Origin of the sequence: Gloeothece verrucosa PCC 7822 (assembly GCF_000147335.1) — a bacterium.
Classification (GTDB): domain Bacteria; phylum Cyanobacteriota; class Cyanobacteriia; order Cyanobacteriales; family Microcystaceae; genus Gloeothece; species Gloeothece verrucosa.
Genome location: NC_014501.1, coordinates 2,183,973 through 2,203,413, shown reverse-complemented (window position 1 = coordinate 2,203,413; position 19,441 = coordinate 2,183,973). Strand labels below are relative to the sequence as shown.

The following is a 19,441-nucleotide window of genomic DNA, read 5'->3' as shown; positions in this document are numbered from 1 at the left end:
GTTTTTGAGAAAAAGAGGGTGGATTATGTCCACCTTTAAATTATTAGACCTCTTGCATAAATCAAGGCAAAGTTAATTGAGCATTTTTATTAAAAAAACCTTGAGCAACGCCTTGAGTCACCAAAATTGCCGTCATCAAATTAGCAAAAGCAATCATAAACAAAATTAAAATCTGATAAGAAGCCGCATTAAGGGGATCACTACCGGCTAAAACTTGTCCGGTAAACATTCCCGGTAAACTGACTAATCCTACCACCATCATTTGATTAATTGTCGGAATTAAACTCACTCGAATCGCTTCAGTTCGATAAGCAGAAATAGCCTCTGTTGGCGTAGCCCCTAAACAGAGATAGGTTTCCACTTCTAAACGGTTCTGAATAATTAAACTCGCCAACCTTTCCCCCGCCAAAGAAGCGCTATTCATGGCATTTCCCAAAACCATCCCCGTCAAAGGGATAATATATTGGGGGTCGTACCAGTTCTCCGGTTGAATAATAAACGCGATCACATAGCCGAGTGTTAAAGCGTTACTGGCCAATAACGAACCCCAAACCACCGGCAACAACCCCCCAATTTTTTTACCAATACGGTTACGGGAAACCACCGCAGCAATAGTTAACATAATCCCTAAAATCGCTAACACCGCCAGAGGATTATGTAAGGCAAAAATCGCCACCAGCACATAACCCACGACTAACAGTTGTAGCAGAGAGCGCCCGGTAGCCAGCAATAACTGCCCTTCTAACTTCAGCTTTTGCCAATTCGAGAGCGCGATCGCTGCGATCATGATCCCTAGTGCCCATCCCAAGTCACCAGGGTTAAGTTCGACTAAATCATGCACAATATTCTTACCTCCTCCATCAACTCAGGAACTAATCAGCCTCAACCACTGACTTAGCAATTTATGAACTCTTTCCTTTTCGTGCAAAATTTGCTTTCATAATTAAAAACTCTCCTGTTGAAACGAGTGAATAATATACCTCCTGTTGATCTGGCACGTCAGTATAAATTAATTAGTACCGAAACCGACTTAGCGGTTCTAGAAATATTAAGTTCTGGTCGTTACATTGGTGGTACTGTTGTCACTGACTTTGAAAAACAATTTGCCCATTATATTAATGTAAGTGAATGTGTCTCTTGTAATTCCGGTACAGATGCTCTTTATCTCGCTTTAAGGGCCTTAAATATCGGCAAGGGAGACGAAGTAATCACGAGTCCTTTTACTTTTATTGCCACTGCCGAGGTCATTAATTTGGTGGGGGCGACTCCTGTATTTGTGGATATTGAGCCGCATACTTTTAATCTGGATGTGGATCAGATTGAAGCCGCTATTACCAGCAAGACAAAAGCCATTATTCCAGTACATCTGTTTGGTCAAGCCGTCAATATGACAAAAGTGATGGAAATTGCCCAACAGTATCATCTATTTGTGATTGAAGATTGCGCCCAAGCAACAGGGGCCGAATGGGACGGAAAAAAAGTCGGTAGCATCGGCCATATCGGGGCTTTTAGCTTCTTTCCCACGAAAAACTTAGGGGCCTGTGGGGATGGTGGGGCGGTGACGACTAATGATCCAGAGATCGCCGCTACCCTGAAAATGCTTTCTGAACATGGCAGCCGAGTACGTTATTATCATGAAGCCATCGGGGTCAATAGTCGTCTTGATAGCCTTCAAGCGGCTATTTTACAAGTTAAACTCCGTTATTTAGATCATTGGAATGAACAACGTTCTCTGGTGGCCGAACGCTATCAACATCTGCTTTCCCCTATCGGAAAGATTCAGTTACCTCAAGCGTTAGCCGGTGGGAAACACGTTTGGAATCAATATACCATTCGCCTACCGGAGCACCAACAAGGTGAACAATTATATAGAAATCAAGTGCGGGAACAATTGCAACAAATGGGGGTAATATCAATGGTTTATTATCCTCTGCCTTTGCATTTGCAACCCGTTTATCAATATTTAGGTTATCAGCAAGGACAATTGCCGCGATCAGAACAAGCTTGTCAGGAAGTATTGTCTTTACCGATGTTTCCTGACCTGACTTTTGAAGAACAAGAGCAAGTCGCTTATTCTTTAAAAGATTGCTTGAGCTAATCGGGGTTCGAGTCGGCATTGCCCCCGAAGAAAAGCCAATTTTATCGCTATTTTTCGCTTAATTTCCCTTTAAAAACTGCGCCGAATAATAGGGCTGTGCCTGTCCCTAAAATCGTCAAAGGTTCTGGCACCTGTGAAAAGTTTGGCGGTTCGACAGTGGTATCGGATAGGGTACTCACAAAAGCGACTATCCCTATCTCTCCTTTTTTAATCTTATCGTCATAAGACCAAAAGGTAGTTCCTCTACTGCTCGACCCATTAATTAAACGGTAATCTGAAAGAGAAAATTCCCAATTAAATAAATTAGAAAAATCATGTTTAAAAGAAGGGACTGACGAATTTCCCGACCAAGCAAAAGAAAAATCAGTTACCTCTGTTTTTTCAATTAAATTATCATTGTTGAGGTCTTCTCCACTAAAACTGCCGCTTAGTATTCCTCCTTGAGTCCATCCTTGTTGAGTAAAGTTAAAGGTAAGAGCATTAGCTTTTTGCCCACAAAGGGTTATGGCTCCTACTAAGGTGGTTATGATTAGATAGCCGATTATTTTTCTGCTCATTGTTTTGTCTAAGTTAATACAACAGTTTTATAAAAAGATATGATCTCATGATCAGGTTAAGATTTAGATAAAAAAAATTAAAGGTGAGTTATATAACCCACCTGCAAAGATATTAAATCATTATATTCATGTCGAACAGTTTAGATCTGAACTTGAATAGGGTTTGTTTCTAAAGCTTCTACCAAACTGCGGACAGCCGCCACCATAGCGACTTCATCATTGAGTTGATTAATGGCTGAACCAACCCCAACACCCGCCGCACCGGCAGCAATAGCCATCGGTACAGTGACGCTAGATAACCCAGAGGCACATAAAACCGGCACCGGTACAGCTTGGGAGATGCTATAAGCCGCCGCTAGAGTGGGGGTAGCTTTTTCAATTAAACCCATAATCCCCGCATGAGTGGGGCGGCTACTGGTTCCGCCTTCGGTTTGAATAATATCTGCTCCGGCTACCACTAAAGCCTCTGCGAGTTGAACTTGTTCATCAAGCGGCAGAATATGAGGAACCGTTACCGAAAGAGTAATATTTGGCAACAGTTGGCGGGTTTGTTGAGTTAAAGCGAGAACTTCAGGTGCTTCAAAGCGTCGTCCTTGAGCATAGAAACTATCAAAATTCCCAATTTCAATTAAATCTGCTCCAGCTTTTACGGCTAAAACCAATAATTCTGGTTCTACAGCCGATACACAAATGGGTAAATCGATTAATTGACGAACTTGACGGACTAAATTCTCATCGGCGGCGATATCCACGAAGGTTGCACCACCCGCTTCGGCGGCTTTGACTACTGCTGCTACTTTTGAGAGATCAAAATTATTTAAGCCGCTAATCACTTTTAAAGCTCTGCGGGTAGAAAAGGCCTTTTGTAATTGAGGATGTATGGTCATGTTTTTAATTGACTACCAACTTATAAATATTGTCTCATTTTTTGATGGCTGGAGATGCTAAAAACTCAGGCATTTAACCTTAATTTTAGAGTTCTTCTGCCTTAACTCTCTATAGGAAATCATTGATTCATCACCCTAATGAGCTATGAATCAACTGCCGTTTAAATTTTCATTTTTATGGCTTTAGAGCAGGTGCAAGCTAACTAACTTTTTTCCTTGAGCGTTTTTGTTTTAAAGTTTGTAATTGCTGTAATAGAACTTCTATCTCTGCTTGCAAATGTAGATATTCTACTTGTTGGGCTGCTTGGTAAGATTGCATCACTTTTGTTAAATGCGGGTCTTCGCCGAAGGTTGTCTTAGAGGTGTGAACTAGAGATTCTAAGGAATGGTTTTGGCGAGACTCTCGAGAAATTAATTGGCTAGTCATTTATTGTTATATATCTATATAGACTCACTAACTCAAAATCATTATTTTACCTTAAAAGGTTACCAACTTTGTATTCTGGTTAACTAAATTTTCCAACTGAGAAGGGGGAATGGAGAATGGGAAAGAGGAATGGGGAATGCTAATCTAGATAAGGAGTAGAAGCGAGGATAACAGCAGTGGCATTTAAAATAGGTTTATTAGGCTTGGGAACTGTGGGAACGGGGACAGCACAAATTCTACTCGATCCCTGGGGACGTAATCCTATCTTAAAAGATATCGAGATTAAACGGGCAGGAGTGCGCTCTCTTGACAAACCCCGTCAAGTTCAACTCCCTCCCGCCGTGATTACAACAGATCTAGAAAGTATTGTCATTGATCCAGAGATTGATATTGTCGTAGAACTGCTCGGAGGACTAGAACCAGCCAAGTCACTCATCATGAAGGCCATTGCCCATAAAAAGCACATTGTCACGGCCAATAAGGCAGTGATCGCTCGTTATGGGGATGAAATTTATGAAGCGGCCAATGCAGCCGGCGTTTATGTGTTATTAGAAGCGGCTGTGGGGGGGGGAATTCCAGTGATTAAACCCCTCAAACAATCATTAGGGGCCAATCGGATTAGTAATATTATTGGCATTATTAACGGAACGACCAATTATATCCTCAGCCAAATGACCTCTGAGGGAGCCGATTTTGGCGAGGTATTAGCAGAAGCCCAAAAATTAGGCTATGCTGAAGCCGATCCGACGGCAGATGTAGACGGATTAGATGCAGCCGATAAAATTGCTATTTTGGCCTCCATCGGTTTTGCCGGACGGGTAAAACGCGAAGAGATTTATTGTGAGGGCATTCGTCAAGTCAGTGCCGCCGATATTACTTATGCTGATAAACTCGGATTTGTGATTAAATTATTAGCCATTGCCCAAGGTTCTAAAGGAGATGATTCAGAAACCTTACAAGTGCGAGTACATCCCACTTTAATAGCCAAAGATCATCCACTAGCCAGTATTAATGGGGTTTATAACGCCATTTTGGTCAAGGGAGAACCGTTAGGACAAGTGATGTTTTTTGGACCCGGTGCGGGGGCAGGTCCAACCGCCAGTGCAGTCGTTTCAGATATTATGAATATCGTCGGCATTCTGCAAAGCAGTGGAGGACAAGCACAATCTTTAGATCCTTTATTGAACGTCACCCATCAACATTATTGTAGTCTGACCCCAATTGAAGATTTAAAAACTCGCTTTTATGCCCGCTTTCTCTGTGAAGATGTCCCTGGGGTGATTGGGCATTTAGGAACTTGTTTTGGTCAGCACCATGTTAGTCTAGAATCCGTCGTTCAAATTGGATTTCAGGGACAGTTAGCAGAAATCGTCGTGGTCACTCATGATGTACGAGAAGGCAATTTTCGGCAAGCCTTAGCTGAAATTGAGCAATCTCAAGCGATTAATAGCATTCCTAGCGTCCTGCGAGTGCTTTAGTCTTCTCTTGAAAGAATGGTTCGGTGGTGTATTGACTTTGATTGATCCTATAGGTTCTTCTCGGTTACTCTTGACATGGCTATTGTTAATATTCTCTGTGGGCGAAGTGATGCCGGTCTTTGCTCAAGTGGATATTATCAAAAAGCCTAATACTCAAACTCCCAGTTGTCCGCCTCCTGCCTTATCTCGAGTAAAACATCATCAGGTTAGAGAAGGAGAAACAATTCCCATCATTGCTCGTTATTATAATCTGACCTCAGAAACGTTGATCCGATTTAATCCAGGTTTAGAAAAGGGTACAGTAGCAGTGGGACAAGTGATTCTGATTCCCCCCTTTAATGGCATTCGAGTAGAAGTCCGCCCCGGGGCAACTTGGAAAGATTTAGAGGATGTTTATGGGGTGAGGGCTGATGTTTTATTTGAGGTGAATGGCTGTCAAATGAAACCCTCAGTGGTGTTTATTCCGGGCGTGAGTTGGACGGCCAGAAATAAAAAAACTAATGATTATACCGGATTAAGTGGTTATCCTTTACCCTTTTTAGCTCAAGTGGGTTTAGAGTATGGTTGGCAAGAAAATCCCATCAATAAAAGACGCTTATTTCATAGTGGAATAGATTTACTAGCGCCGGTGGGGACTCCAGTCTTAGCCGCAGGTGCAGGAACTGTAGTTTATGTCGGACCGCAAGAAAGTTATGGAATTTTAATCGTGATTAATCATAGTGATGTGCGGCAAACGCGCTATGCTCATCTGAGTCGAGTAAGCGTTAAAATCGGGCAGCAGGTCAATACAGGGGATGTAATCGGCGCTGTGGGAACCACAGGAGAACCGGATTTACCAAGTCCTCATCTACATTTTGAGGTACGTTATAAGTTTCCGGTGGGATGGGTGGCCCAAGACCCTCAGATTAATTTGACCAAAGAATCTCCGGCGGCTTCTCCTTAGTGAGTGCCGAAAATTTAATATCTTATATGATTAAGTCAAGAAAGCCGCCTTTTGCTATATTGCCTGTATAGGCTACCAAAAAGGAAAGCATCAGTGACTCAAATAGATACTTCAACTGGAAACCCTAATTTATCCTCGAATGCCGCTTACGATATAGAAGAAGTCGTGATCAGCCGCTACCAACAAGGTGCCAGAGAGCAACAACCGAGTCTTTGTTGTCCCACCCCATACGAGGGCAACTATCTAAAAATTTTACCGCAAGAAATCATCGACAAAGACTATGGCTGTGGCGACCCCACCCGCTATGTATCCGAAGGAGAAACCGTATTAGATTTAGGTTCCGGTGCCGGCAAAAATTGTTATATCATTGCTCAGAAAGTCGGAGCCAATGGTCAAGTCATCGGCGTTGACTTCAATGATGAAATGCTTCAATTAGCCCGAAAATATCAGCCAGAAATTGCCAATAAAATTGGCTACTATAACACTCAATTTGTCAAGGCAAAAATTCAAGATTTAAAGTTAGACTTAGAAAAAGTAGAGACAATTTTACAGGAAAATCCCATCACCTCAATGGAAGGATTAGCCGCCTTTGAAGCGCAGTGCCATCGCCTGCGTCAAGACGCGCCGCTCATCAGGGATGAAAGCATTGATTTAGTCATTTCTAACTGTGTCTTAAACCTAGTCCGTCCTCAAGACAAACAACAATTATTTCAAGAAATATACCGAGTCTTAAAACGAGGAGGAAGGGCCGTCATTTCAGATATTGTTTGTGATGAAGACCCCACCCCAGAAATTCTCAATGATCCGCAATTATGGAGTGGCTGTATTGCCGGAGCCTTTCGAGAAGATCACTTTCTCAAAATGTTTGAAAAAGCCGGATTTTATGGGATAGAAATCCTCAAAAGAGATGATCAACCTTGGCAAATCATTGATGGAATAGAATTTCGTTCTTTAACCGTTCGTGCCTACAAAGGAAAAGACGGTCCCTGTTTAGAAAGAAAACAATCTATTATCTATAAAGGCCCTTGGAAACAAGTCCAAGACGATGATGGGCACATTTTTTGTCGTGGCGAACGCATGGCAGTTTGTGACAAAACCTATCAGATTTTAACCAATCCCAAGAGTCCCTATCACCAAGATATTATTCCCGTCCCACCCTATCAAGATATCCCCCTAGAAGAAGCCCAACCCTATAACTGTAAAAATCAAGCCATTCGTCATCCCAAAGAAACCAAAGGAAGCGGCTACCGACTGACAACAACCCACCCAGAAGAACCTTGTTGTAGTCCTGGAACCTGTTGTTAATCCCGTCTATCTAGACAGATAAATACAGCACAAGAAAATCTGTTTTAATCTGTCCCTTCACTTGCTTCAGGGCAAAGTTCATCTGTGGAAAAAACTCTTCAAAAATAGCTATGTTAACCATCAATTCACAACCCTCATTGACCCCCTTTCATCAAAAACTCAATCAACCCCTAACCAAACAAAAAATCACCATTTTACAAATCAACCTGGGCAGAAAATGCAACTTAGCCTGTAACCATTGCCATGTGGAAGCCAGTCCTAAACGAACCGAAGAACTCACCCCAGAAATTTGTCAACAACTCATAGAACTCATCAACCGATTTCCTCAGATTGAAACTGTTGACTTAACCGGTGGCGCACCCGAAATGAATTATGGCTTTAAACCCCTAGTAGAAGCCGCCAAAAAACAAGGAAAAGAAGTGATTGTTAGGTCAAACTTAACCCTATTTTTTGAATCCGGATTTGAAGACCTACCCGAATATTTTACCGCCCATCAATTACGAGTAATTGCCTCACTTCCCTGTTATTTACAAGACAACGTAGATAAACAAAGAGGGTCAGGTGTTTATAACGCTTCAATAAAAGCCATACAAAGGCTAAATGAATTAGGTTATGGCTCCGAAAACTTGCAATTAGACTTAGTGTATAACCCACCAGTCCCCAAAAACGAGCAATTTTCTCTCACCCCCCATCAAACTCAACTCGAACAAGACTACAAAAAATACTTAAAAGAAAACTTCAATATTGTTTTTAATCACCTATTTACCATCACCAATCTACCCATTGGCAGAACCAAACATTATTTAGATCATAAACAATTATACACCCCTTATCTAAAATTTCTAGAAACTAACCACAACGATAATACAGTAGCTCATGTAATGTGCCGTAACCAATTATCCATAGATTATTTAGGCAACATTTATGACTGTGACTTCAACCAAATGGACAACCTACCAGCAACAACACCAAAAGGAGAAAAAATAACGGTAGCAAAACTTTTAGAAGCCGCCAACCTAGACCTAATCAAACAAATAAAAACCGCCAACTATTGCTATGGATGTACAGCCGGAAGCGGCTCAAGTTGCGGAGGTTCATTACTCTAAACTCTTTGCGCGACAGATCAAACCCATGCCAACAATCAACACCACCTTAGAAAACCTATTACAATGGATTAATCAGCTAGGATTTAGCGGTACACTAATCTTCATTATTATCTATATAGTAACCACCGTATTGCTAATACCCGGAGCAATTCTCACCCTAGGAGCAGGAGCCATTTTCGGCCTAGTAAAAGGCTCAATTCTTGTCTCTATTGCCTCTACCTTAGCAGCAACCATTGCCTTTCTAATTGGGCGCTATTTAGTGAGAGGATGGGTAGAAAAACAAATAGAAAAATATCCTAAATTTAAAGCCATTGATAACGCCGTAGCCCAAGAAGGTTGGAAAATAGTAGGATTAACTCGGCTTTCGCCGCTTTTTCCCTTTATCTTTTTAAACTATGCCTTTGGTATTACCCAAGTAACTCTAAAAGACTATGTATTAGCCTCTTGGATAGGCATGATGCCGGGAACCGTCACCTATGTTTATATCGGTTCTTTAGCCAAAAATTTAGCGACGCTTGGCACAGGAAGCGAACAGACAAATCTGGCTCAATGGGGAATCCGAATTATGGGCTTAATTGCTACTGTTGTGGTAACAGTTTACGTGACGAAAATTGCTAGAAAAGCCTTAAATAGCCAAATTAATGCTCCAAGCGAGGAGGAAAAGCCAATAGCAAAATCCTCTTAAAAATTGGGTTATTTAGACAGCAAAGGCACAAAATCAAAACCGGTTCCCGATGTGGAAGGTTGCCTTGCTTCTATCTTAATTAAAATAGCCGCTCCATTGCGGTCTCCTGACGGTAGAAACTCAATTTTTCCTGTGGCTCCCTGAGCAGAAAATCCCTGACTCGATAGCACACCCTGTAACCCTTGACGACTGATGTCTCCTGATTTAAATCCTGCAATAATTGCCTGTAGGGCATCATAAGATAGGGCACTACGCCAATTAACATCTCCTCCCCATAACTGTTTAGCTTGCACAGGAAAAGGATTACCCTTAAAAGCCTCAGAATGCCAAGGGGCTACTAATACCATACCGTTGACAGCTTGTTGTCCATCTTTGAGGGTTTGGTAAGCATAAAGGGTAGAACTTCCTAATAAAAATAACCGTTGTTGATTGGCTTTTGCCACCTCAAGCGCTAAATTTATTCTCTCCACAGATGCGGCTAATAATAATCCATCTGCGCCTTTACTAATGGCATTAGAAACAGCCTCATTAGCATTAAAAGTTGGGGCAGCAAAATCACAACTAATTTCTAGAATTCTGCCGCCATCAGCGTAAATCGCTGAAGTAAAATCATCTTTTAAAGATTGACTATTGGCGGCTGTAGAGTCAAAGCAAACAGCAATATTGGTTTTTTTAGCCATGTTGATGCTGTAGCGGGATACAGTATCAGCCTCGAATCGAATAGTAGGAACCGTCCGAAAAATAAAATTTCCTCTTTCTGGAATAGTTGTTACTGTACTGGTGGAGGAGATCATCACTAAACCCCCTTTTTGATATTCGGGTACGGCGGCAATAGTGGCATTACTAGAGTTATGTCCTATGACGGCTAAAATACTATTGTCTTTGACTAGCTCTTGTGCCACTTGTTTAGCCGTTTCGGGGTTATTATCATCATTGACAATTTCTATCTGTAATCCTCTGCCGTTAATTCCCCCTTTTTGATGGATTTCATTTTGTCCTTGGGCTACGCCTCGGAGGATTTCTTTAGCCACATTTAAATTGCCGCCAATGGGAACAACCACAGCTATTTTAATCGGGTTTTTTGTAGCGGCTTGAGCATTATTGAGATAAATTAAGGTTTCTGGATCATTGGGTTGAATTTGTCGAGAAGACTGAAATTGTGCGATGGCGCTGGCAAAATCTCCCTTAGCAAATGCTTCTACACCCGCTTGTTTTTCAGGAGTTGTATCTGCTTGGACTAAAATAGTTTCTCCTAGACTGCTGCGTTTTCCTGAACTCGAGGAAACCCGATTAAATGAATTTGGTTCCTTAGAGAACAAATTCGAGATGGTATCGCGCAATAACCAAGCACCACCCCCTAATATCGCAGCCGTAATTAAAAAAGCTAATATTAAAATCGTTGTTTCGTTTTTTTTCGACATAAGCTAATGTTTGTTGATAGGAAAATGCCCGATCTAGGCTGACTCTTTCTTCAATTTTGCTTTTTTTTCAGTATAAATAAACATTTTTTGGATTATACAGCAATAATCACCCTATAATCTTAGTTGATTGTTTACTTTGGTGGTTATCTACAATTATCATGTCTCGACCTATTGTTTATCTAATGGTTACTAATCATGGTTTTGGTCATGCTGTACGGATTTCTTGTGTTGCAGCACAGCTAAAACAACTTTGTCCAGATATTTTACTGATATTAGCTACCACTACGCCGCATTGGTTAATCGAATCTTATCTAGGAGAGGATTTTATTTATCGTTCTCGCGCTTTTGATGTGGGAGTTATACAAGCTGATAGCATCCAAATGGATAAAAAAGCGACAAAAGAAAAAATAGAGCAAATACGTCGAAAACAGAATTCTATTATAGCCGCCGAAGTAAACTTTCTGAAAACTAACCGGGTTCAGCTAATTTTAGCCGATATTCCGCCCTTAGCCGCTCCTCTTGCTCAAGCGGCTGGTATTCCTTGCTGGATGATGAGTAATTTTGGCTGGGATTTTATTTATGGACAATGGGGAGAAGAGTTTCAAGAAATTTCCCAGTGGATTAGTGAATGTTATCAAAAATGTGATCGCTTATTTCGTTTCCCTTTGTGCGAACCGATGAGCGCTTTTTCTAGTATCACTGATGTCGGATTAACGGGAGGAACACCCCGTTTGAGTGAGACCGAATTAAGAAATATTTTTAATTTAAAATCTCCTCCTTCGAAAACCGTTTTATTAACCTTTGGAGGACTGGGATTACAGCAAATCCCCTATCAACAATTAGATAAATTTACGGATTGGCAATTCATCACCTTTGATCGTCATGCTCCCGAATTAGCGAATATAATTAAAATCACTGATCATCGCTATCGCCCTGTAGATTTTATGCCGCTTTGTGGGCGAGTGGTTTGTAAACCCGGATATAGTACCTTTGCCGAAGCATTGCGTTTAAATGTTCCCATCGTTACCTTAACTCGAGAGGATTTTGGGGAAACGCCTTTTTTGTTAGAAGGACTGAAAAAATATAGCCAGCATCAAATTATCACACCCGCCGAATTCTTTGGGGATTCTTGGGAGTTTTTGCAGCAATCTTTAGTGCCGGCTCGTTTAGAAAACACCCTCGCTAAAAATGGGGCAGAAGTGATTGCTGGCGAAGTGCTAAATTATTTACTTTGATCTAGTTAAAGGATTGAAATAGCAGTAAGCTAGTAATAGATCCGATCAGCCTGTTATGGGATGAGTAGCGGGAGGGAACGAAATTACTAATTATGACTGCTATTAATATCCTCTCCGAACAATTAGCACAAGTCGAAACAGCACAAAAAGTAGAAGAACCGCCAAAAGTAGAAGATTCCCGTTCATCTGAAGAGAGTCATCATACTCAAAAAACTTCTTCGAGTATTACGATTGATTTAGCCGCCCAAGATGTTCGGGATGTCATGGAACAACAAAAGCAGCAGAGTCATCTGTTGACAACAAAACTTAATATTTTATTCGTGGTCAATGGTGCATTATTAACAAGCTTAACCATTTCTCGATTAATCTTCTTTCTTAGTCCCTTTAGTATTGGAGAAATAATCGGTTTTTTAATGAATTTCACGCTACTGATTAATGCCTTTTTGCCGCGTCAAGTGGCAGTCAGCCCAAATCTAGAAGACAAAAAATTTTTAGAACGGTATTTGTCTTTAACCCCAGAAGAATACCAATTACGGATGATGGCCAATCAAATAGCGACTTATAATACTAACAAGCAACGCCTTGATGATGTGTCACAAAGCTTAACCTATTCGGCTTATGTAACCTGGGTAATTGCTTTATTGATGTTCTTACACATGATATCCTCATATTTTGTGTCAGCAACATGAGAAAATAAATAGATGGAGTGATTTAAGGTTATGATGACTTCTAAACCTGCCAATACGGATTCTGATAGCAATGCGGGCAATTTTTCGGCCGGTGAAGCTTCCTATTCTGTAGAAGAATTATTATCTGAGGAAGAAGAAGTCACCCTAGCACCAGAACAATCACTAGAAGAAAAGGAAGCTGAGGATAAGCTGACGACTCGTATTGAACTACCAGAACCCGATGCAGAAAACATCACAGTATTGACTCATAAACTCCCTAATAAACCCATCTTACCTTGGAATCGCTACGACTCCCCCTGGGAAGAATCCGATTCTGAACAAAAAGCCACAGAACAAACTGAGGAAAAACCCGAGGAATTATCTAGTGTGATTTCCTCGGATTTAGAAGAAGAAAAGCTTATAACCCATGCGGATAATATTGAAATAGATGAGGTAGAGTAATAAAAGTAGTGATGAACCATCATCAAAAAAACATTAAAATTCAAACGACGGGTAAATCTTTTCACGATATCACCGCTAAAATTAAATCAATTGTGGCTGAGTCGGGCATAAATATGGGGTTATGTACCCTATTTATCCGTCATACTTCTGCCTCTTTAGTGATTCAAGAAAACGCCGATCCCGATGTTTTAAGAGACTTATCAAACTTTTTTAGTAAATTAGTCCCAGAAGATTCAAAAAGTTATATTCATGACGCAGAAGGTCCTGATGATATGCCCGCCCATATTCGCTCAGTGCTGACGCAAACTTCTCAACAAATTCCGATTACTCAGGGAAGGTTAGTGTTAGGAACTTGGCAAGGAATTTATTTATGGGAACATCGAGACCGGAGTCATTATCGAGAAATCGTTGTTCACATTAGTGGAGTCTAAAATTAACTCATGACCAAACATCAAATCATTCGTACTGATGAAGCCCCCGCACCGGTGGGGCCTTATAATCAAGCCGTAGCCGCTAGTGGTCAAATCATTTTTGTGGCCGGACAAATTCCCCTCGATCCGAAAACGGCTGAAATTGTCGGAGAGGGAAACGTCGCCAAACAGACACAACAGGTAATGAGTAATATTGAAGCGATTTTAAAAGCAGCCGGAGCCAGTTGGGAATCAGTAGTCAAAACAACTGTTTTTCTCAATGATTTAAACAATTTTACCGACATGAATCAAATTTATGCTCAATATTTTCCACAAGAAACCGCACCCGCCCGCGCTTGTGTAGAAGTTTCCCGTCTGCCTAAAGATGTTTTGGTAGAAATAGAATGTATTGCGGTGGTATAGCAACAGGGGAAAGGAAAAAGGACTAATGACCAATGACCAATGACCAATGACCAATGACTAATGACTACTGACCAATGACTAATGACTAAGGGGGTCAATTCCTGATAGGATAAGGTCAACTTGGGATCAACTTTTCTATCAGATTCAATCATGTCTATAAAATCTTTATTATCTCGGTTACTTGCGCTGATGCTGGTGGTGGTTATTGGGTTAGTTGGGTGTTCTAGCAGCCCCACAGGACTGGGTGGCAATTATACTCAAGATACTCTTAAACTCATCGATACTCTAAGTGCGGTGATCGAACTGCCCAAAGAGGCGGAGAACAAAGCAGAAATTCAATCTCAAGCCAGAGATGAAATTAATGACTATATTTCTCGTTATCGGCGCGATCAAAACTCTGGTGGACTACGTTCTTTTACCACCATGCAAACGGCTCTTAATGCGATAGCTGGCTACTATACTAGCTACGGTACTCGTCCTTTACCCGAAAAGCTCAAAAATCGTTTAAAACAAGAATTTAAACAAGTCCAATTTGCTTTGGAAAAAGGCATCTAAGCCATTGGTGTTTGCCCATCGATTTTGTTGCTCAAAGCCCGCTTATGGCGGGCTGTATCGTTGAACAGGATAAGCAAACTCAAGCAAAACAGTGAACAAAACAGCTTTATGTCATCGGGTTTGCCGCAGTCTAATGGCTGGACTACTGACAGCGAGTGGTTTAATGGTAGAGACGGGATATCCTCTACCGGGTCAAGCGGCTAATTATTACTGTCAATTATCCCCAGAAGAAGCGTCTAGCAAAGAGAATTTACGGGAAACTGCTTTAAAAGGAAATATACAAGCCGAAAAAGACTACGATGCTCTAGTCAGAAAACATGCAGAATTATTACGTCGCTGTCGTAACCAGACTTGGCCCCAACAACAGGCAATTTGGTTAAGATTATATCCTTGTGATGTTCGCGCAGGTTCTATTGACGCTATTTTAGACCGCATTGTCAATCGAGGTTACAATACGGTTTATGTCGAAACGTTTTCTGATAGTCAAGTTTTGCTGCCGCCTAACGATAATCCTACCTCATGGGATACCATTGTCAGAACCCCAGGCGCGGAAAATGTGGATTTATTAGCCGAAACGATTAAAAAAGGACATCAACGGGGATTAAAAGTCTATGCTTGGCTATTTACCCTCAATTTTGGCTATGTCTATGCTCAGCGTCCAGAGCGTCAGGATGTATTAGCCCGTAATGGGGCAGGACAAACCAGTATTGCTTATGTTCATGATCAGTCTCAAGGATTTGTTGATCCCTATCATCCTCAAGCCCAACAAGATTATACGGTATTACTCAATGCTGTGCTGAGACGAGAACCAGACGGCGTATTATTTGATTATGTTCGTTATCCTCGAGGGACCGGCAATAAATCTGCTGCCGGGGAAGTGAAAGATTTATGGATTTATGGTAGTGCCTCTCGACAAGCCCTGTATAACCGCGCTCTCAATAATAAAGGACGAGCCTTGATTGAGCGATATGTGACTCAAGGATATATTACGCTTAATGATCTGGTGACGGTGGATAACCAGTATCCTGAAGAAGGTTCCCCGCTTTGGCAAGGGCGCACCCCTCCCCCTAATGAAATGCAACTACCGGCTAATGCTCGTTTTCAACGCTTGAAAGATGAATTGTGGTATCTCAGTGTCGCTCATGCTGCCCAAGGGGTGATTAATTTTCTCTCTCAGGCGGCGACTTTGGTACAACGTCGAGGCATAGTCGCCGGGGCGGTATTTTTCCCGGATGGCAATCAAGTAGTTGGGCAAAAAGGGTTTGATTCTCGCTTACAACCTTGGGATAAGTTTCCCCCTTTGATCGAATGGCATCCCATGTCTTATGGGGTTTGTGGAACTCCTAGCTGTATTGTTCAACAGGTTAAACGTGTGACGGGTATGGCTTCTGGACAGGTAAAAATTGTCCCTGCATTGGCCGGGTTATGGGGACGAGATTATGATAAACGTCCCTCTCTAGAAGAACAAATGCGGGCTATTGAAGCGGCGGCTCCTCAAATTAAGGCCATTAGTCATTTTTCCTTTTCTTGGCAAGAGCCGGAATTGGAAAATGAGCGCCGCTCTTGTCGGTTTTGAAGTTCAGGTAAGTAGCTGGGCATAAATAAATTAACACTCTTATTAACTCTTAAAAATGGCTCAATCCCTTCCCTGTTACCTATTTCCAGAGCCGATGTTCCCTATTCCCCCTCTCTGTTTTACGTTTAATGGAAGCCCACGTACTTACTTACAAGCATATCAACGTGCTTTGAGTCAGCAGTTGTGATAAGCTGTCACGCATTTAAATTGTTCTTGGCGACAGGGGGTAAGGGGTAGGGTGTGGGCAAAGGGTTAGAGGTTTATTTTTTAACTTGAGCATATTAAATTTAAATGCGTCTTAGCTTATCCGGGTGGAGAAGCTCAGAAGAGTTTGCAGAGGCTCAAAGGTAACCGAACAAAGGGTTATAAGTAGGAGTTACGCACTCCTGATTAAAAACGACGATTTTATGTCCTAAGCGAGCCTTGCGAAGGATCACGAAGAATCTCAAACCCTTATCATTTGGTTACGGTGCGTAAGTCCTAATAAGGTTTTGCGGTGGATTTTGGGGCAGAAAAATTGCCTGTAACTCGAAAAATTCGCAAATTTGTCTTGAGAAACGTCTAAAAGATGTGGAAAGAGAAAACTTCTTTCCTAAAAGAACTTGAAAAACACAGAACATTGAGGAGAATTTGTGAAAAAGTTAACTTCCTTTCTGGCTGTTATTCTTAGCTTTGTTGTGTGTCTAGGTGGAGTAAATCCAGCTTTCGCTCAACAACTTCCTGAGCCGGCATCGCGAGGGATAACCACTTTTTACGCCACTCCAGAACAACAGGCACAAGGAGTGAAAGTATATCAAGATATATTGAAATATGATGTAGCTATCCCCAATACTGACCTAAGTCAGATACTGCCTGAAAATCAAAGCGATTTTCCAGCAGCTTATAGACCAATTCTCGAAGAGGGTCGTAAGAAAAACGGAACTAATGGCTCATTTACTGAAGGTTGGTTTGATTTCCAAGCTGCAAATGCTGTAACTACGGGAACTAACGTACTTTTCACCATTAATGCTCCCTTGAACGGCAGAATATACAGTGTAGTAGCTGGATTCCCTGAAAGTCAATGCCCTCTGAACATTCAAAGCACAGAAATTGCTTTCTTTGATAATGTCAAAGATGCAGAATTAAAGGCTAAAGAATTAGATGGAAAAGGATATTTGGTGTACGTTTCTCCCGTAGATGATTTGACGATCAAGGCATTTTCACAACTTTTCTATGACCAAGATACAGGCAAGAAAAAAACTAAGTCAGATTGTTTCTTAGTTTCAGGTGCTACTAAAAACGTTAAAGTCGATTTCAGCAAAATCTTCTATTTACTGCCTCCGGCATTACAACAGCCAGCGATACAAGCACCATTTGAATACGGTCCGAGAATTGGAAATTTCATTTATCTTGTCAATGCGAGACTGACTCTCACTATTCAAGGAGGTAATACTATCTTAAATAGAGCCTACTCGGATTCACAAAATAATCTCTACTTAGTGGATACCAATAATTCAATCAATGTGGATGGAGAAATAAGAAAGTGGAATGTTTGGGCCAAGAATACCTTACCTGTACAACTAATTATTTACAGACGAAATGCAAATTCCTGGTCTGTAATTGCTAAAAGTGATTTAAAAACTCCTGTAGTGGGAGCAAATTCATTTGATCTTCCCAGTCCCATTTCAGTCAAAAAAGGAGATTTTGTTGGCTTGTACTTTCCCCAAAAAGGTTCCGTTGCTTTCTCTCTAGATAACGGTCCATGGAATTTGGGCAACTTAAGTGGAAAAGTTCTTTTTGTTTTTCCCTCTCCTGAAGCCACTGCTACTGCGTTTTCTGGTTCTAGCAATCGCACTTACTCAATTAATGTGAAGTAAAACAATTTCTCATCTAGCAAATTTCAATGAAGGGGTGGCATAATCCCCTTCTCTTAACCACCTTAACCACTATTATATAGCTGAAAAACTGCATATTTTGAATTCGGGTGGGATGGCTTTTTTACAGTTGACTAAAAGGATTAACTTTAACGATGAAATTTCGACCTATTTCTCATAGCTGGGTGGCTCTACATCCAAAACCTCAAGGAGTAATTCAATTTATTGGCGGTGCTTTCTTTGGTACATTTTGGCCAATGATTTTCTATCGCTCTTTACTTCAAAGTCTATTCAATGATGGTTATACAATTGTTCTTTTACCATTCAACTTTACTTTTAACCATTATGCCGAGTCTGGCTTTTTAATCAGAGAACAGTATGATATAATGCCAGAGCTTGTCAGAAGGGCAAAATTTGCTGGCTATGACTATCAACCCTATCTCAGTGACCAAAACTTTTCTTGGATAGGCCATAGCATTGGCTGTAAATATATTGCTCTTTTGGAAGCGTTTAGTGCTTTACCTGTTATTGGCAAACCTAGTGATCCTAACTATTCTAATCATCTTAAAGAACTTAGAAAGTTTATTGATACCCTAATTAGATCAACCGCCAAAAAAAGAGATTCTCAAGTCAAAATTGCTAGGAAGATTGAGACGACCTTTACAGAACTATTAATCCTGATTAATGATCTAGAAATAAAGCGTAAAGAGGCTAAACGCTTAATTGAATATTACATCAAGAAAGAACCTAATTTCAAAGAGTTGAAAGGGGACATCGAAATTAGCAGCATCTTTATTAAGAATCAACCGTCTTTACTATTAGCTCCTGTCAATACAGGTCTTGATAGTGCTATCCCGCAACCTTTAGCAAGTATCTTTATTAACTTAGGTTTGAATGTCAAGCCAACCCCAGAGGAAACCTATGCCTTAATCAAGAACGCTAATCTATTTAATCTCCTGGGGTTAACTTCATTTAAAACAGATAAAATAGCTTTATCAACTTGTCAGTGGTTTGAGGAGGATTTTAAAAAACCTCCTACAGATTTTAAAGAAGAGTTAAAAGGTGGACATTTAAGACCATTGGGGATTCTATTCGGCAATTTTGTCATCAATTTTCCAGACCTTAAGGATTATATTCCACTGATTGAGCCTATACAAAAACGAAATAAAGAGTTTGAATCTCCTGTAAGTCAATTATTCCAACGTTTAGAAGATAAGCAGGCTAATGCTCAACAAGAGTTAACAACAAGGTTCTCTTAGCATGTTGTAGTAGCGCATCTAGACTAATACTGAATCCGGCTTACTTACCCCCTTTAATCCCCTTACCCTCAAGGGTAGGGCTATACGAACAAA

The 19,441-nt window shown here is 40.9% G+C and carries 20 protein-coding genes; 15 read left to right on the top strand and 5 right to left on the bottom strand.

Going from position 1 to position 19,441, the window contains the following annotated elements:
* Window positions 1-61 precede the first annotated feature (61 nt).
* Window positions 62-841 (bottom strand): ABC transporter permease, encoded by a 780-nt coding sequence (locus CYAN7822_RS09710; protein ID WP_013322078.1) that lies wholly within the window; start codon window positions 839-841, stop codon window positions 62-64.
* 126 nt (window positions 842-967) lie between these two features.
* Between CYAN7822_RS09710 and CYAN7822_RS09705 the strand changes: the two genes are divergently transcribed.
* Entirely contained in the window at window positions 968-2,098 is a 1,131-nt protein-coding gene (locus tag CYAN7822_RS09705; protein ID WP_013322077.1) for a DegT/DnrJ/EryC1/StrS family aminotransferase, read from the top strand.
* Window positions 2,099-2,145: 47 nt separating this feature from the next.
* Here CYAN7822_RS09705 and CYAN7822_RS09700 read toward each other — a convergent pair whose 3' ends face one another.
* The 3 genes from CYAN7822_RS09700 to CYAN7822_RS09690 form a co-directional block, all read right to left on the bottom strand.
* Window positions 2,146-2,655: a PEP-CTERM sorting domain-containing protein gene (locus tag CYAN7822_RS09700; RefSeq protein ID WP_013322076.1), complete on the bottom strand. Its 510-nt coding sequence runs from the start codon at window positions 2,653-2,655 to the stop codon at window positions 2,146-2,148.
* 140 nt (window positions 2,656-2,795) lie between these two features.
* Complete coding sequence (locus tag CYAN7822_RS09695) at window positions 2,796-3,542, bottom strand: DUF561 domain-containing protein (protein WP_013322075.1); 747 nt, start codon at window positions 3,540-3,542, stop codon at window positions 2,796-2,798.
* Between the two features lie 199 nt (window positions 3,543-3,741).
* A complete protein-coding gene (locus tag CYAN7822_RS09690; RefSeq protein WP_013322074.1) occupies window positions 3,742-3,969 on the bottom strand; it encodes a hypothetical protein in 228 nt (75 codons plus the stop codon).
* 176 nt (window positions 3,970-4,145) lie between these two features.
* On the opposite strand from CYAN7822_RS09690, the gene CYAN7822_RS09685 reads away from it, so the two are divergent.
* The 5 genes from CYAN7822_RS09685 (at window position 4,146) to CYAN7822_RS09665 (ending at window position 9,486) form a co-directional block, all read left to right on the top strand.
* Complete coding sequence (locus CYAN7822_RS09685; protein WP_013322073.1) at window positions 4,146-5,447, top strand: homoserine dehydrogenase; 1,302 nt, start codon at window positions 4,146-4,148, stop codon at window positions 5,445-5,447.
* 109 nt (window positions 5,448-5,556) lie between these two features.
* Window positions 5,557-6,390: a LysM peptidoglycan-binding domain-containing M23 family metallopeptidase gene (locus tag CYAN7822_RS09680; RefSeq protein WP_013322072.1), complete on the top strand. Its 834-nt coding sequence runs from the start codon at window positions 5,557-5,559 to the stop codon at window positions 6,388-6,390.
* A 93-nt stretch (window positions 6,391-6,483) separates the two neighbouring features.
* On the top strand, window positions 6,484-7,695 hold the full coding sequence (locus tag CYAN7822_RS09675; RefSeq protein WP_013322071.1) for a methyltransferase domain-containing protein: 1,212 nt from the start codon (window positions 6,484-6,486) through the stop codon (window positions 7,693-7,695).
* Window positions 7,696-7,805: 110 nt separating this feature from the next.
* Window positions 7,806-8,801, top strand: a complete 996-nt coding sequence (gene arsS, locus CYAN7822_RS09670; protein WP_013322070.1) for an arsenosugar biosynthesis radical SAM (seleno)protein ArsS — start codon at window positions 7,806-7,808, stop codon at window positions 8,799-8,801.
* A gap of 25 nt (window positions 8,802-8,826) precedes the next feature.
* Window positions 8,827-9,486 (top strand): TVP38/TMEM64 family protein, encoded by a 660-nt coding sequence (locus CYAN7822_RS09665; RefSeq protein WP_041933191.1) that lies wholly within the window; start codon window positions 8,827-8,829, stop codon window positions 9,484-9,486.
* 8 nt (window positions 9,487-9,494) lie between these two features.
* On the opposite strand, the gene CYAN7822_RS09660 is transcribed toward CYAN7822_RS09665, so the two are convergent.
* Window positions 9,495-10,907, bottom strand: coding sequence for an ABC transporter substrate-binding protein (locus tag CYAN7822_RS09660; protein WP_013322068.1), 1,413 nt, complete (start codon window positions 10,905-10,907; stop codon window positions 9,495-9,497).
* 158 nt (window positions 10,908-11,065) lie between these two features.
* Here CYAN7822_RS09660 and CYAN7822_RS09655 point away from each other — a divergent pair, with 158 nt between their 5' ends.
* From CYAN7822_RS09655 to CYAN7822_RS09615, 9 genes are all read left to right on the top strand, one after another.
* A complete protein-coding gene (locus tag CYAN7822_RS09655) occupies window positions 11,066-12,142 on the top strand; it encodes a hypothetical protein (RefSeq protein WP_013322067.1) in 1,077 nt (358 codons plus the stop codon).
* A 92-nt stretch (window positions 12,143-12,234) separates the two neighbouring features.
* Window positions 12,235-12,831 (top strand): hypothetical protein, encoded by a 597-nt coding sequence (locus CYAN7822_RS09650; RefSeq protein WP_013322066.1) that lies wholly within the window; start codon window positions 12,235-12,237, stop codon window positions 12,829-12,831.
* Between the two features lie 30 nt (window positions 12,832-12,861).
* Window positions 12,862-13,272, top strand: a complete 411-nt coding sequence (locus tag CYAN7822_RS09645) for a hypothetical protein (protein ID WP_013322065.1) — start codon at window positions 12,862-12,864, stop codon at window positions 13,270-13,272.
* Window positions 13,273-13,283: 11 nt separating this feature from the next.
* Window positions 13,284-13,703, top strand: coding sequence for a secondary thiamine-phosphate synthase enzyme YjbQ (locus CYAN7822_RS09640; protein ID WP_013322064.1), 420 nt, complete (start codon window positions 13,284-13,286; stop codon window positions 13,701-13,703).
* A gap of 9 nt (window positions 13,704-13,712) precedes the next feature.
* A complete protein-coding gene (locus CYAN7822_RS09635) occupies window positions 13,713-14,105 on the top strand; it encodes a RidA family protein (protein WP_013322063.1) in 393 nt (130 codons plus the stop codon).
* 150 nt (window positions 14,106-14,255) lie between these two features.
* Complete coding sequence (gene psb27 / locus CYAN7822_RS09630; RefSeq protein ID WP_013322062.1) at window positions 14,256-14,660, top strand: photosystem II protein Psb27; 405 nt, start codon at window positions 14,256-14,258, stop codon at window positions 14,658-14,660.
* 133 nt (window positions 14,661-14,793) lie between these two features.
* The gene (locus CYAN7822_RS09625; protein WP_013322061.1) at window positions 14,794-16,236 is read left to right on the top strand and encodes a family 10 glycosylhydrolase; all 1,443 of its coding nucleotides are present in this window, start codon (window positions 14,794-14,796) and stop codon (window positions 16,234-16,236) included.
* 632 nt (window positions 16,237-16,868) lie between these two features.
* Window positions 16,869-18,092: a hypothetical protein gene (locus CYAN7822_RS38995; RefSeq protein ID WP_013322060.1), complete on the top strand. Its 1,224-nt coding sequence runs from the start codon at window positions 16,869-16,871 to the stop codon at window positions 18,090-18,092.
* A 152-nt stretch (window positions 18,093-18,244) separates the two neighbouring features.
* Entirely contained in the window at window positions 18,245-19,348 is a 1,104-nt protein-coding gene (locus CYAN7822_RS09615) for a DUF1350 family protein (RefSeq protein WP_013322059.1), read from the top strand.
* Window positions 19,349-19,441: the final 93 nt, after the last annotated feature.